The 11,859-nt window shown below is 57.0% G+C and carries 11 protein-coding genes; 5 read left to right on the top strand and 6 right to left on the bottom strand.

Annotated features, from left to right (window positions below; genetic code table 11):
- The first annotated feature begins 5 nt into the window (after positions 1–5).
- Complete coding sequence (locus LIO98_RS09985; RefSeq protein WP_291956361.1) at positions 6–1,343, top strand: aspartate aminotransferase family protein; 1,338 nt, start codon at positions 6–8, stop codon at positions 1,341–1,343.
- A 133-nt stretch (positions 1,344–1,476) separates the two neighbouring features.
- Here the strand turns inward: LIO98_RS09985 and LIO98_RS09980 are convergent, their stop codons facing one another.
- The 3 genes from LIO98_RS09980 to LIO98_RS09970 are packed head-to-tail and all read right to left on the bottom strand — an operon-like array spanning position 1,477 to position 4,321.
- Positions 1,477–2,040 (bottom strand): hypothetical protein, encoded by a 564-nt coding sequence (locus tag LIO98_RS09980; RefSeq protein WP_291956359.1) that lies wholly within the window; start codon positions 2,038–2,040, stop codon positions 1,477–1,479.
- A gap of 5 nt (positions 2,041–2,045) precedes the next feature.
- The gene (locus LIO98_RS09975; RefSeq protein WP_291956445.1) at positions 2,046–2,855 is read right to left on the bottom strand and encodes an AAA family ATPase; all 810 of its coding nucleotides are present in this window, start codon (positions 2,853–2,855) and stop codon (positions 2,046–2,048) included.
- A 5-nt stretch (positions 2,856–2,860) separates the two neighbouring features.
- Positions 2,861–4,321 (bottom strand): hypothetical protein, encoded by a 1,461-nt coding sequence (locus LIO98_RS09970; RefSeq protein ID WP_291956357.1) that lies wholly within the window; start codon positions 4,319–4,321, stop codon positions 2,861–2,863.
- Between the two features lie 169 nt (positions 4,322–4,490).
- Between LIO98_RS09970 and LIO98_RS09965 the strand changes: the two genes are divergently transcribed.
- Positions 4,491–5,111, top strand: a complete 621-nt coding sequence (locus tag LIO98_RS09965; protein WP_291956353.1) for an SGNH/GDSL hydrolase family protein — start codon at positions 4,491–4,493, stop codon at positions 5,109–5,111.
- Between the two features lie 60 nt (positions 5,112–5,171).
- Here LIO98_RS09965 and LIO98_RS09960 read toward each other — a convergent pair whose 3' ends face one another.
- Positions 5,172–6,101, bottom strand: coding sequence for an MBL fold metallo-hydrolase (locus LIO98_RS09960; RefSeq protein WP_291956350.1), 930 nt, complete (start codon positions 6,099–6,101; stop codon positions 5,172–5,174).
- Positions 6,101–7,996 carry an oligoendopeptidase F gene (gene pepF, locus LIO98_RS09955; protein ID WP_291956348.1) on the bottom strand — a complete coding sequence of 632 codons (1,896 nt, stop codon included), beginning with the start codon at positions 7,994–7,996 and terminating at the stop codon, positions 6,101–6,103. Before pepF ends, LIO98_RS09960 begins: the two co-directional genes overlap by 1 nt.
- Before the next feature lie 139 nt (positions 7,997–8,135).
- On the opposite strand from pepF, the gene LIO98_RS09950 reads away from it, so the two are divergent.
- From LIO98_RS09950 to LIO98_RS09940, 3 genes are all read left to right on the top strand, one after another.
- Positions 8,136–9,323, top strand: coding sequence for a MalY/PatB family protein (locus LIO98_RS09950; protein WP_291956344.1), 1,188 nt, complete (start codon positions 8,136–8,138; stop codon positions 9,321–9,323).
- 13 nt (positions 9,324–9,336) lie between these two features.
- Positions 9,337–10,119 carry a fumarylacetoacetate hydrolase family protein gene (locus LIO98_RS09945; RefSeq protein WP_291956341.1) on the top strand — a complete coding sequence of 261 codons (783 nt, stop codon included), beginning with the start codon at positions 9,337–9,339 and terminating at the stop codon, positions 10,117–10,119.
- A 154-nt stretch (positions 10,120–10,273) separates the two neighbouring features.
- On the top strand, positions 10,274–10,870 hold the full coding sequence (locus LIO98_RS09940; RefSeq protein ID WP_291956339.1) for a L,D-transpeptidase: 597 nt from the start codon (positions 10,274–10,276) through the stop codon (positions 10,868–10,870).
- Positions 10,871–10,938: 68 nt separating this feature from the next.
- On the opposite strand, the gene LIO98_RS09935 is transcribed toward LIO98_RS09940, so the two are convergent.
- Positions 10,939–11,607, bottom strand: a complete 669-nt coding sequence (locus tag LIO98_RS09935; protein WP_291956337.1) for a GntR family transcriptional regulator — start codon at positions 11,605–11,607, stop codon at positions 10,939–10,941.
- Positions 11,608–11,859: the final 252 nt, after the last annotated feature.

Below are 11,859 nucleotides of genomic sequence, written 5' to 3'. Positions count from 1 at the left end.
GTATTATGAACCATGCTTTTCCGCGTAATTTCAAATCAGAGTATTTAAAGGCAGAAAAGGGCGCCGGGATATATATTTTTGACGCTGACGGCAAGGAGTATATCGATGGATGCAGCGGCGCTCTCGTCTCCAACTTGGGACATTGCGTAGACGAAGTCATTGAGGCGGTCAATCAGCAGTATAAAAAACTTGAGTTCGGACATCCCTCGCGCTGGTCGTTCCCAATCGTGGAAGAGGCGGCTGCCGCCGTTGCGGAGATCGCCCCAAAGGGTCTGGACACAGTATGGTTTGTCAGCGGCGGAAGCGAAGCCGTTGAGTCGGCGCTGAAGCTTGCGAGGCAGTATTTCTACGACAGAGACGGGATTTATACGAGTAAATCTTTGACGATAGGCCGCTGGAATTCTTTCCATGGGAATACCCTGGGCACGATGGCTGTCGGAGGGGCGATGTCCAGACGCAGGATATTCTCTCCGCTGTTTAAGGAATCTCCCAAAATAGAGGCGACATATTGTTACAGGTGCCCGTTTGGGTTAAAACGGGAATCATGCAATACGCGCTGCGCATACAGGCTTGAAGAGGAGATAAGACGCGTAGGGCCGCAGTATATATCCTCATTTATCGCCGAACCGATCGTTGGTTCAACTGTCGGCGCATTGGTACCGCCAGATGAGTATTGGCCGATAGTCCGCGATATATGTACCAAATATGATGTTCTTTTAATTGCCGATGAAGTCATGACAGGATGCGGCAGGACGGGAAAAGGTTTTGCCGTTGATAACTGGAACGTTGTCCCCGATATAATTGCCACGGCGAAGGGGCTGGCGGCCGGTTATGTTCCTACCGGAGGTATGATCGCGAGCACCAGTATCGTGGATACGATACGTAATACAAGCGGCGGGTTCATGCACGGCCATACCTATAACAGCAATCCGATAGCGGCAGCGGCGGTAGTTGCGGTCATGAGGTATATGAAAGAACATAAGGTTATCGAGAATGTTGCGAGGAACGGAGAATATCTGATCTCCGGAGTTCGTAAGATCGCAGCGGAGAATCCAATCATCGGCGACGTTCGAGGCAAAGGGTTTATGTGCGGTGTTGAAATAGTCAGAGACAAGGACACTAAAGCGCCATTTGAAAAGGGCGTTGGCGCCGCGGGAGTGGCCACAAAAGAATGTATAAACGCAGGTCTGATAATCTATCCCTCCGGCGGGATGATCGACGGTGTGGAAGGAGACAACTTCCTTCTCGCGCCGCCGCTTGTTACAACGAAAGAGGAGATAGATCTGATTCTAGAAAGATTAAACAAAGGTATGTCAGCCGCTTCAAAGAAACTTTTGAAATAAGCGGCATTCGGAAAATTATAAAGAAGCCCCGACATGCTTGCAACATAAAGATGTCGGGGCTTTTTATTTGGGTTGATACCACGCTAGTTGTCTCTATCACTAAAAATTCACGCGACTTGCTGGGCGATTCTTTCTAAGAAGGCTGTTTCTCCAGCCTTTCGTAATCCTTTGAATTTATCATTGCCGCCTCGGCGGAGTTTTCGATGAGCAGGGCGATTATTTCATCTGTGCGGTGTGTCATCGCCTTTTTGTGGATCTTTTTTAGCAGCGATGCGGGGGCGCGTTCGGCTATTTCACATCCCGCCTCGCCGGTCTTCGCGTGCCACTTTGAGTATAGCTCCACGAGCCACTTGGCCTCGGGCGAGATGTCGCGGAAGGCGGCCATGCCGGTTTTTTCATTTGGTACGGACTCTATTTCGACGCCGCTTTGGGCACAGCGGACCATGAAGTCGCGGAATACCTCGTCCATCGTCAGCGCAAGCAGCGTCTCCGGCCTGTCGAGTGAACGGGCGAAATCCGACTCCATGAATTTCTGCGCGAAGTCCCAGATATCGAGACGGCGGCGGCAGGCGGCGGTGAAGACCGCCTCAAGATATTCGCGGTGGATCTGCTCAAGCGTCTTTTTCGCGAGCTCGGCGCTGCGTTTTTTCGCCTCCGGGCCGTAGTCTCTGTATATTGCAAATGTTGATTTCAGCATGGCGTTTAGTCTCTTTCCTGATAGCCGTCCATTTTGAGGGCGGCGGCGCGTCTTGCGTCTTCTTCCGTGATCTTTTCGGCATATTCTTCGGGCGGCAGGTTTATCTGCGCCGCGGAGACCTCGTAGTGGAGCAGTTCCAGCGAACGCGCCGGCTCGGAACGTTCCGGCGCGCAGAGCGCGGCGAGCCTCGCCGTCTCCGCGATCGCCTCTTTGGTGATGTCGGTCCGCGGGTAACGCACGCGCGCCACGCGTTCAAGTATCTCCAGCAGCCGCCCGCGCTCTGGCTCTTTCAGCTCTACGGACTGGAAGCGGCGCTCCATCGCGCGGTCGCGGGCGATATAGAGCCGGAACTCTTCGGAGGTCGTCGAGATGAGCATGCTGAGCCCGCCGCTGGTGATATATGGCTTCAGCGTGTTGAGCAGGTTCGAGGGGCCGGAGTTTTCGCTCAGGCGGTGGGCTTCGTCGACGTAGATGATGATGTTGTAGTATTCGGCCTCGTCAAGGATGTGCTTGAAGCGGAGGTCTCTCTTTTTGCGGTCCTGGTTTATCAGGTCGATGTTGAGTTCGACGACGCGCCGTCCCGCGAGCCGCCGGTAGCGGCCCTCTTCGATGAGCGCCGCGAGCTTGCGTACGGTCGTCGTCTTGCCGCAGCCCGCGGGGCTGGTGAGCGCGACATTGTTCTGCTCTTCGGAGGCGAGAGCGACGGCGATGCGGTCCAGCGCGGCGTAATCCTCCAGTATCTGATCGACGCCGCTGGTCCGGCCGTTAAGTTCACGCCCATATTTCGCGCAGAGCGGCGGTAATTTCCCCTTCATAAGGCTCAAAGCGTCTCACCCTCTTCAAGAAGCGAGGCGAGCGTCAGTTTCTCATGGCGCTCCGCCCCCTCGGTGATCCAAAGTTTCGCCGCGCGGCGCGCGCGGCGCAGCCTCACGCGCCGTTTGACGGGAGCGGGGCGGGGCTGTTCTTCAAGAGAGGCGTAGGTCACGCGCCCCTCTTTTTCCACGGCGCGTATCTCTTCGTTGAGATCCTCCGGTCTGTAGATGACGTCGGCGGCGGAGACGTAGGTGCCGAAGGCGCGGTTCAGCCGCTCCTCTTCGCTTGCGTGCCAGATGCGCTGGGTGCTCGCGGAATAGAGCGTTTCCAGCAGCTGGCCGTCCTCCGTCCTGCTTTCGAGCGACAGGCGCGAGAAGTTGTCGTAGCCGAAGGTGAAGCTGAGGCGGTCCCAGCTCTGGCGGAATTTATCAAGGTAATTGAGGAGTCCCCAGCGGTCGAGCTCGGGGATGAGTATTACGGCGGAACTCTTTGTGTTTTGCGCCGCGGCGCCGATCGCGGCGATCAGGAGCGGCGCTAAGCCGCGGTCCGCCGAGGCGCTGCCGCTGGAGCAGACGAAGAGCGGCCGTCCCTGCGGCGCGCTGAGGTATTCGCCGAGCTTTAGGGTGTTCAGGCTGCGGAAGAGTCCCGCGCCGCGTCTCATCAGGGTTATCAGCGCGCGGAAGTCCGCCGTGCTTGCGTCGGCCTGCATCTTGATGCAGCGCTGGGTGTTGGTGTTGTCCCCGTTTGTGGAGAGCAGATCGGCGAAGGGCAGGGGCGCGTCGCGGTCGCCGTTTTTCTGGAAGCGCAGCTCATGTTCGAGGATATACCTTGCGAGGGCAAACTCCCTGGTTATAAAGGCGCCGTTTGCCTCCGCCTCTTTGAGCCGGTATTTTACTGGAAGTATCCCCGTCTCGCCGCCGATCGTCTTGGTCATCAATGTTTCGATGAAGCGGTGCTGGCGGCAGAATATCTGGAACAGGTTCAGCGACGGCAGGGTGCCGATCACGCCCTCTTCTCCCTCGGCTCCGGCGCAGGCCGCGAGGTTGTGGACGACGTTTTTCGCCGTCTCCAGCATGTAGAGGAGCATCCTGTCGGTGACGAGTTTGCCGAGGTCGTCAAAAAATTTATCGTTGGCGTCGCGGGATTTTATCTCCTGATAGACCGCCTGGCGTATGGCGTAGGCGATATTTTCGCTGCCCACGCCGATGTCTTCGTTGGCGATGAAGGGTTCGATAAGGTCGGGAATGAGGGATCCCTCGCTTGAAAGGTCGGTCAGCAGCGCCTCCCGCGCGAAACTTTCGTAGAGCCGCCCTTTATGGTCCAGCACAATGAGCGCGTGGTCGGGAAAGGACTCCGGCCACGTCTCTATGATCCTGCCGATGCTGGCGTTTTTCCGTTCGCTGCCGCCGAGCAGGAGCGTATCCTCCCCGCATATCAGCCCGGCGCTGAAATCTTCGATCTCCACCATGATCATTCTCCGTCCGCGGCCTTCGCCGCCGGTATTAAAAACAGCTGTTTAAGCAAAACAAATAATTAAGGTCCATACCACGAAAAAGAATAACATAGAGCGGCGTATTTGAAAATATATCAGCCGCGCGGTGTAAAAAAGCCGCGGCTTTCGGTGCTAGAATAGAACGATGAAGAGCATTCTATGTTTTGGCGATTCGAATACTTACGGTTATATCGCGGGCGGTCTGGGACGTTACGGCTTTGACGTGCGCTGGCCGGGACGGCTGGAGCGGCTGCTCGGCCCCGGGTGGCGCGTCGTTGAGGAGGGGTTGTGCGGACGCACCACCGTCTTTCGTGAACCGGCGCGGCCCGGCGGAGCGGGGATAGATTACATCTCACCCTGCGTCGCCTCGCACCGTCCCCTTGATTTTGTCGTTCTGATGCTTGGCACCAACGACTGTAAGGCTGAGTTTCACGCCTCCGCGAAAGAGATAACGGCGGGGCTACGCAGGATCGTCGATGTCGTGAAGGCCGAGACCTCCGGTGCGGCGAAGATCCTCATAATCTCGCCGGCGTCTTTGGGCGAGGGTGTCTGCGGCGGCAGTGATTTTGGTTTTGACGCCCGCTCGTACCATGTCAGCCTTGAACTTGCGGATAGGTTCGCGGCGCTCGCCGAGGAGAGGGCGTGCCTGTTTCTTGATGCGGCGCGGATCATTACGACAAGCGGCGTTGATTCCGTCCATTTTGACGAGAGGGCGCATGATTTGCTTGCGCGCGCGGTGGCGGGAATAGTCCTGAAAGAATGTTGAGAAAAGAAAAACGCGGGTATGGCGCATATATCCCCATACCCGCGTTTTTCAGTTGTTTTTTTACTTTTTGCGGCTGTTTGAGTACCAGCAGGATAAGCCCTGCGCGTTGAGCTCGAGATCGACGCGCAGCGACTCTTCGATCGTCGCGGAGGGCAGCGTCGTACCCTCTTTCTCCGTGATCTCTCCATAAAGTTTTGCCAGCCCGGCCTTTATCTTTGTCTTGTCGCCGGCCGCGGCCTCCGTTATTTCGACATATTTCTTTACTCCCTCGGTCAGCAGCGCCGCGTTTTTACGCACGTTCGTCAGCTCGCCGAAGTGTGTGATGAATATCTGTTCCGGCGCGAGCGCGACTATCTTTTCCGTCGTCGCGGTCATCGCCGCGGGATCAAACTGGACGGGGGAGGCGGTGGGGAAGGCCCAGCGGCCGTCCGCGCCTTTCATCCAGCGGTATGAGATGCCGAAGGCGTCTCCCGCGAAGAGCGACCGGGTGCTCTTTTCAAAGAATATCATGTGGTGCTTCGCGTGACCCGGCGCGTCGTAACAGACGAGCGTCATCTCCCCGAATTTGAGCTCGCGCCCATCCTCCGGCGCGATGACGCGCTCCTCCGCCACGGGGATTATCTCGCCGTAGATACGTTCCGTCTCCGCCGCGCCGTAGACCGCCTTGACGCCCTCGACGAGCTTTTCGGGGGATACCATGTGGCGCGCGCCGCGCGGGTGGACGACGAGTTTCGCCTGCGGGAACTCCCGCATGTAGCTGCCGGCGCCTCCCGCGTGGTCGAGGTGGACGTGGGTGACGCAGATATAATCGATATTTTCACGCTTCACACCGAGAGCCTTGAGGGCCGCGAGCAGATGCGGCAGCGAGGCGTTATGCGCCGTTTCGATTATGGCCGCGCGCCCCTCGGAGACCAGCAGATAGATCGCCGCCATCCCCTCGCTCTCGTAGTGTGCGTCGATGCCGTATATACCTCTGCCGTAGCTGCGCATTAGAGAAGCGCCTCCATCTCGTCGAGGGTCTCTTCAAACTGTTTTACGACCGCTTTGACGGGCTCGGGCGTGCTCATATCCACTCCCGCGCCTTTAAGCAGTTCGATGGGGTAGTCGGAGCCGCCCTTTGTGAGGAAGTTCAGATATCTCTCCGTCGCGGGCGCGCCCTCCTCGAGGATGGCCTGCGCGAGCGCGGTCGCCGCCGAGAAGCCGGTGGCGTACTGATAGATGTAGAAGGGGCTGTAGAAATGAGGTATCCTCGCCCATTCCATCTTCAGCGGTTCGTCGATGACGATCATTTCTCCGTAGTATTTCCTGTTGAGCTCATACCACAGCTGCTTTAGCCCCTCGGGCGTCGTGTCGCCGCCGTTTGCCGCGCGCAGGTGCGCCTCGCGCTCAAAAGAGGCGAACATCGTCTGGCGGTAGACCGTCGTGCGGATATTTTCAAGGCGGCGGTTCAGTAGGTAGAGACGGCGCTTCTTCTTTTCCGTCTCGGAGAGCAGTCCGGAGAGGAAGAGCACTTCGTTCGTCGTCGAGGCCACCTCGGCGGTGAAGATGCAGTAGTCTGCGGTCGAGTAGGGCTGGCTGCGGCGCGAGTAGAAGCTGTGCATGGAATGGCCCATCTCATGGACGAGGGTCATCACGTCGTTGAGATTGTTTGTATAGTTCATGAATATATAGGGATGGGTGCCGTAGGTGCCCCACGAATAGGCGCCGCTGCGCTTGCCGCGGTTGGGAAAGACATCCGCCCAGCCCTCGCCGAGCCCCGCGCGTACCTGCGCGAGATATTCTTCGCCGAGCGGCGCGAGGTAGCGGAACATCATCTCCTTCGCCTCGCTCCAGGTGATTTCCTTAAAGGGATCGGTGACGAGGGGTACATAGAGGTCGTACATATGGAGCTCCTTGACCTTCAGTATCCGTTTGCGCAGCTCCATGTAGCGGTACATCGGCGCGAGGCTGCCCTCGAGCGTGTCCACAAGGCTGTCGTAGACCGAGATGGGGATATTGTTGGCATCGAGCGCCTCCGCGAGCGGCGATTCATACCTGCGGCACTCGGCGTAGAACTTCGAGGTCTTGAGCATGCCGTCGAAGGTCGCGCCGAGGGTGTTCTTCATCGCGGCGTAGGGAGTGTAGAGCGATTCAAAAGCCGCCTTGCGGACCGAGCGTTTGGGCGAACGCAGGTAGGAGACGGCGCGTTCCTCCGACATCTCGACCTTTTCGCCTTTCTCATCGCGTATCGGCGGGAACTCCATGTCGGCGTTCGTCAGCATTGAGAAGGCGTTGTCCGCCACTCCGGCCATATCGCCGGCGCGGGCGATTATCAGCTCCTCGGCCTCCGAGAGGACGTGGGCGCGCTGTCGCAGCAGTTCGCGCAGAGAGAAGGCATAATCGGCGAGCTCCGGCGACTTCGCGAACTCTTCGAGGCGCTCCTGCGGCATATCAAGGATCTCCGGCGTGACGTAGCTTGCGCAGGCGGAGAACTCCACCGAAAGGGCGGAGACACGGTTCGCCGGTCCCTGGTATTTAGAATCGGCGGTATCTTCGTGGCTCTTCATGTTCGCATAGACAAAGAGTTTGCCGAGGATTATCGAGAGTTCGTCGCGCAGCGCGAAGAACTTCGCCATCCGCGCCGGCGACTCGGCGAGCGTCCCCTTGTAGGAGGCGATCTCCGGCAGGCGCGCCCTAAGCTCCGCGAACGCCTCTTCCCATCTCTCTTGCGAGGGGTAGATATCCTCCAGCCGCCACTTATAATCCGCGGGCATGGCGGCGCGCTCCGGCAGCACCGCGCCGCGTCCCAGCTCCAGCTCCGCCGCCTGTTCGCTCCGGTGAAGATTAGAAGTTTTCTTAATGGGCGAACACGCTGGCGTCTCTGCCGATGTATTTTTTATAGACATTGCTCATTCCTCCAGTTTTTTACGTCGTTATATTTGACAGTTTTTCTATTCTACCTCAATTTATGCTTGCATATACAGATAATAAAGCGGAAAATATAGATGAAAAATCCGGCGCAGGCCATAATAACGGGAGGACATAATGAAATACGATTTTAATAAATATATGGACAGAAGGGGTACCGACTGCGAAAAGTGGGACGGCCTCAAGGACGACTTCGGCCGCGACGACCTGCTTGCGATGTGGGTCGCCGATATGGACTTCCCCGCGCCGCCCGAGGTGTTGGCGGCGATACATAAGAAGGTCGACGAGGGCGCTCTCGGTTACCCGATGATCCCCGACTCGCTGCGCGACGCGATCCGCGCCTGGGAGCGTGAGCACTACGGCTGGGAGTTCGGCCGTGAGGCGCTGAGCTGGGCCCCCGGCGTCGTCGCTGGACTGTCGTTCGCGGTAATGGGTCTCACCAAACCCGGCGACCAGATAATAATCCAGACGCCGGTCTACATGCCTTTCTACTGTACTGTCCGCGAAGCGGGGCGCATCATCGTCAAGAACCCGCTCATTTATGAAAACGGCCGCTATACGATGAACTTCGACGAACTTGAAAAGCTCGTCACCCCGACCTGCCGCACGCTGATCCTCTGCAGCCCGCATAACCCCGTGGTGAGAGTCTGGAGCCGCGAGGAGCTCGAAAGGCTCGCCGACATCGCGATACGCAAAAATATGATCATCATCGCCGACGAAATACACCAGGACCTCGTCTACAGCGACGCGAAGCACATCTGCATCGGTTCGCTGCCGGGCATGGCCGAACGCACAGTCACCTTCATCGCTCCGAGCAAGACCTTCAACATCGCGGGGATGAAGGCCTCCGTCGCGATCATCCCCGACGAACTTCTGCGCGGGATATACGTCTCGGTCCTCGAGAGGTTCCATCTCAACTCGATAAACATCCTCGGCATCACCGCCATGGAGGCCGCCTACGGCAAATGCGGCGAGTGGCACAAAGAGCTGATGGCCCACCTCGAAGGCAACCGCGATTACATGGAGGCCTTTGTCAAAGAACGGATGCCGAAGGCGCGCATGGACCACCCGGAGGGCACCTACATCTTCTGGATAGACTTCCGCGGTTACGGCTTCAACGACGAGACCCTGACGGACTTCCTCGTCAACGAGGCTAAGGTGGCGCTTGACCCCGGCACCTGGTTCGGCGTCGAGGGCGACGGCTTCGCGCGGCTCAACATCGGCACGACGCGCGCCATGCTCAAAGAGGGGCTGGAGCGTATCGCCGGCGCGCTCGACAAAAGAGAAAACGAAAAAATAGGATAAAGGAGAAATCATTGTGACTAAAAAAGAGGCTCCGGTACGTTACTGTCGTTTTATGGTCGACGGACGCTCGTACAGCGGTCAGATTCGCGGCAATTCTGTTGATATCGTGGAGGGGGATCCATTTTCGGGGATCATCTCTCAGATAAGGCTGAGCTACCCCGTGGAGCGCGTCAAGTTCCTGCCGCCCTTTGCGCCGAAAAAGCTCTGGTGTATCGGACGCAACTATGTGGGGCATGTGAAGGAGCTTGAGCATGAAATTCCCTCGGAGCCGCTGGTATTCCTCAAAGCGACCTCTTCGATCATCGGAGCAAACGACTTTATCCGCATCCCGGCCTGGGCCGGCACCATCCATTACGAGGGAGAGCTTGCCGTCGTTATCGGCAAAGCCGGAAAGAACATCAGCGAGGAAGAGGCCTACGGACACGTCCTTGGCTATACGATTATGAACGACGTCACGGCGCGCGCGCTGCAGAACAAGGACGGCCAGTGGACGCGGGCCAAGAGCTTCGACACCTTTGGTCCCCTGGGCCCGGCAATCTTGCTGACAAAGGAACTTCCGAAGGAAACGCGCGTCGTTACGCGCCTCAACGGCAGGGTGGTGCAGGACGGCGCGATCGAACAGATGATATTCCCCATTCCGCGCCTCATCTCGCACATCAGCCGCTTCGCGGCGCTTGAAGAGGGCGATATAATCTCCACCGGCACGCCGCAGGGCGTTGGCGAAATAAAGGCCGGGGACCTCATCGAGGTCGAGATCGAGCCCATCGGAATGCTGAAAAACATCTGCAGCGAATAACCGGAATATAACAAGTTATGTAAGGAATCCCCGCGGCATTAACGTCGGACGACGGAAGGCCGCGGGGATTTTTGTCTCGAGGATTGATAGGATATAATGCAGCATGAGGTGCCGCGGACGTTGTCCGTATAAAATCCGCCGGAGGTGTGAAGCCGTGTCTGTTATTTTTTCAAGGGCTGTAAGTGAAAAACCCGCAAATAGGGGGCGGTTTCGCCGTCTGGCGCTGCTTTTGCCGCTGCTGTTATCGATTGGCCTCTTCACCGAATGCGCGGCCCTTTCGTCCGAGCCGGAGCGCATCACTGAGGAGGAGGCGCTTGAAGCCGAAGCCGTCCTAAACGAAGAAGCCGACGACTGGCTGCTGGTAAGAAAACAACAGAAACGGCTCTTTGTGGTCCGAAACAGGAAGGTCATCCGGTCCTACGCCGTCGCCACCGGTATCAACGATGGGCAGAAACAAAAACCCGGCGACGGCCGGACTCCGGAGGGAGCATTCAAAGTGTTGCAGATACAGAACGCCTCCTACTGGACGCACGACTTCAGGGACGGCAAAGGCGAGATCAAAGGAGCCTACGGCCCCTGGTTCATCCGCCTCAAGACCCCCTGGCGCGGCATCGGAATCCACGGAACGCACGACCCGCAGTCGATAGGCAAAAACGCCACCGAAGGCTGTATCCGTCTACGGAATGAAGATCTCAAAGAGCTGAAAGAAAAATATATAAAGCTGTCGATGGCCGTCGTGATCCGGAGATAGCGGCTTGCCGCCGGACTATTCGCGGAACAAAAGAGCAGGGAGCGCATCTGTGCCCCCTGCAGTTCGATTTACCAGTCCCTCTTCGTAAGGAACTTATATGTTGATGAAATATGGTCGTGCATCACCTTTTCGGCCTCGTCCGTGTCGTGTCTCATGATTGCCTCGAAGAGACGGATGTGCTGCTGCGGACTCTTGTATTCGCCTTTTGGGCGCTTTTTTATCTCCATGACGCGCTCTGAATAGAAATTGTCGAAGAAGAAAAGGTACAGCTGAGAACGCCAGTTCACCTGCTTGACGGGGTGGAGGTAATAGGGGTTGTCGGCTATCTCCACGACAAGGTTGTGCATCTTTTCATTTACGGCGTGCAGCCCCCAGGGATTTTCACTGACGTACAGATCCTCTTCCGCGATCAGCGCCTCGATCCTTTCCTTGAACTCCGGCCGGTAGAACTGCGCCGCCTCACGCGCGCAGGCCGGTTCGATGCTGTGGCGGTAGCGAAATAACCTGTCGAGGTCACGGCGCGAAAGCATCGGCACCGAACACCCTTTATTGAGCGTCGATTCCAGCAGCCCGTCCGAAACGAGGCGCTTCAGCGCGCTGCGTACCGGTGTCCGGCTCATCTTGAGTTGTTCCGCTATCTGCGACTCCACTACGCTTGCTCCCGGCGGATAGCGGTGCATAATGATCATTTCGATGATCGCCTGGTATGCGTTCTCCTCTGAGGATACTGTCGTCATACTATCACTCCGTTTCAGCACTCGAATTTTTCTTTTTTATGAATGCCGGTAATAAAATAAAAACATAATATTCAAGATATAAGATTAACCCCTTTACCCCCGGATGACAAATTCCGGTATCCAAAGGGTACTTTGGCGCGTTCAATAAAAATTAAGTTGTTTCACCGCTTCTTTTTAATTATTTTTACCCTTGCTAGATAAAAATATCTAATTTGACAAAGCCTTTTCACAAGTGTACACTATATCGTGTAC

It is taken from the genome of Cloacibacillus sp., assembly GCF_020860125.1.
Lineage (GTDB): Bacteria > Synergistota > Synergistia > Synergistales > Synergistaceae > Cloacibacillus.
Note: the sequence above shows the minus strand (reverse complement) of the source record. Positions and strands in the feature narration are given on the sequence as shown.

What these genes read in the sequence shown, in the direction of transcription:
- LIO98_RS09960 (WP_291956350.1), bottom strand. Translation starts at nt 6,101, where the DNA reads ATGCGCAGCTACGGCAGAGGTATATACGGCATCGACGCACACTACGAG.
- LIO98_RS09950 (WP_291956344.1), top strand. Translation starts at nt 8,136, where the DNA reads ATGAAATACGATTTTAATAAATATATGGACAGAAGGGGTACCGACTGC.
- LIO98_RS09980 (WP_291956359.1), bottom strand. Translation starts at nt 2,040, where the DNA reads ATGCTGAAATCAACATTTGCAATATACAGAGACTACGGCCCGGAGGCG.
- LIO98_RS09935 (WP_291956337.1), bottom strand. Translation starts at nt 11,607, where the DNA reads ATGACGACAGTATCCTCAGAGGAGAACGCATACCAGGCGATCATCGAA.
- pepF (WP_291956348.1), bottom strand. Translation starts at nt 7,996, where the DNA reads ATGTCTATAAAAAATACATCGGCAGAGACGCCAGCGTGTTCGCCCATT.
- LIO98_RS09975 (WP_291956445.1), bottom strand. Translation starts at nt 2,855, where the DNA reads ATGAAGGGGAAATTACCGCCGCTCTGCGCGAAATATGGGCGTGAACTT.
- LIO98_RS09985 (WP_291956361.1), top strand. Translation starts at nt 6, where the DNA reads ATGAACCATGCTTTTCCGCGTAATTTCAAATCAGAGTATTTAAAGGCA.
- LIO98_RS09965 (WP_291956353.1), top strand. Translation starts at nt 4,491, where the DNA reads ATGAAGAGCATTCTATGTTTTGGCGATTCGAATACTTACGGTTATATC.
- LIO98_RS09970 (WP_291956357.1), bottom strand. Translation starts at nt 4,321, where the DNA reads ATGGTGGAGATCGAAGATTTCAGCGCCGGGCTGATATGCGGGGAGGAT.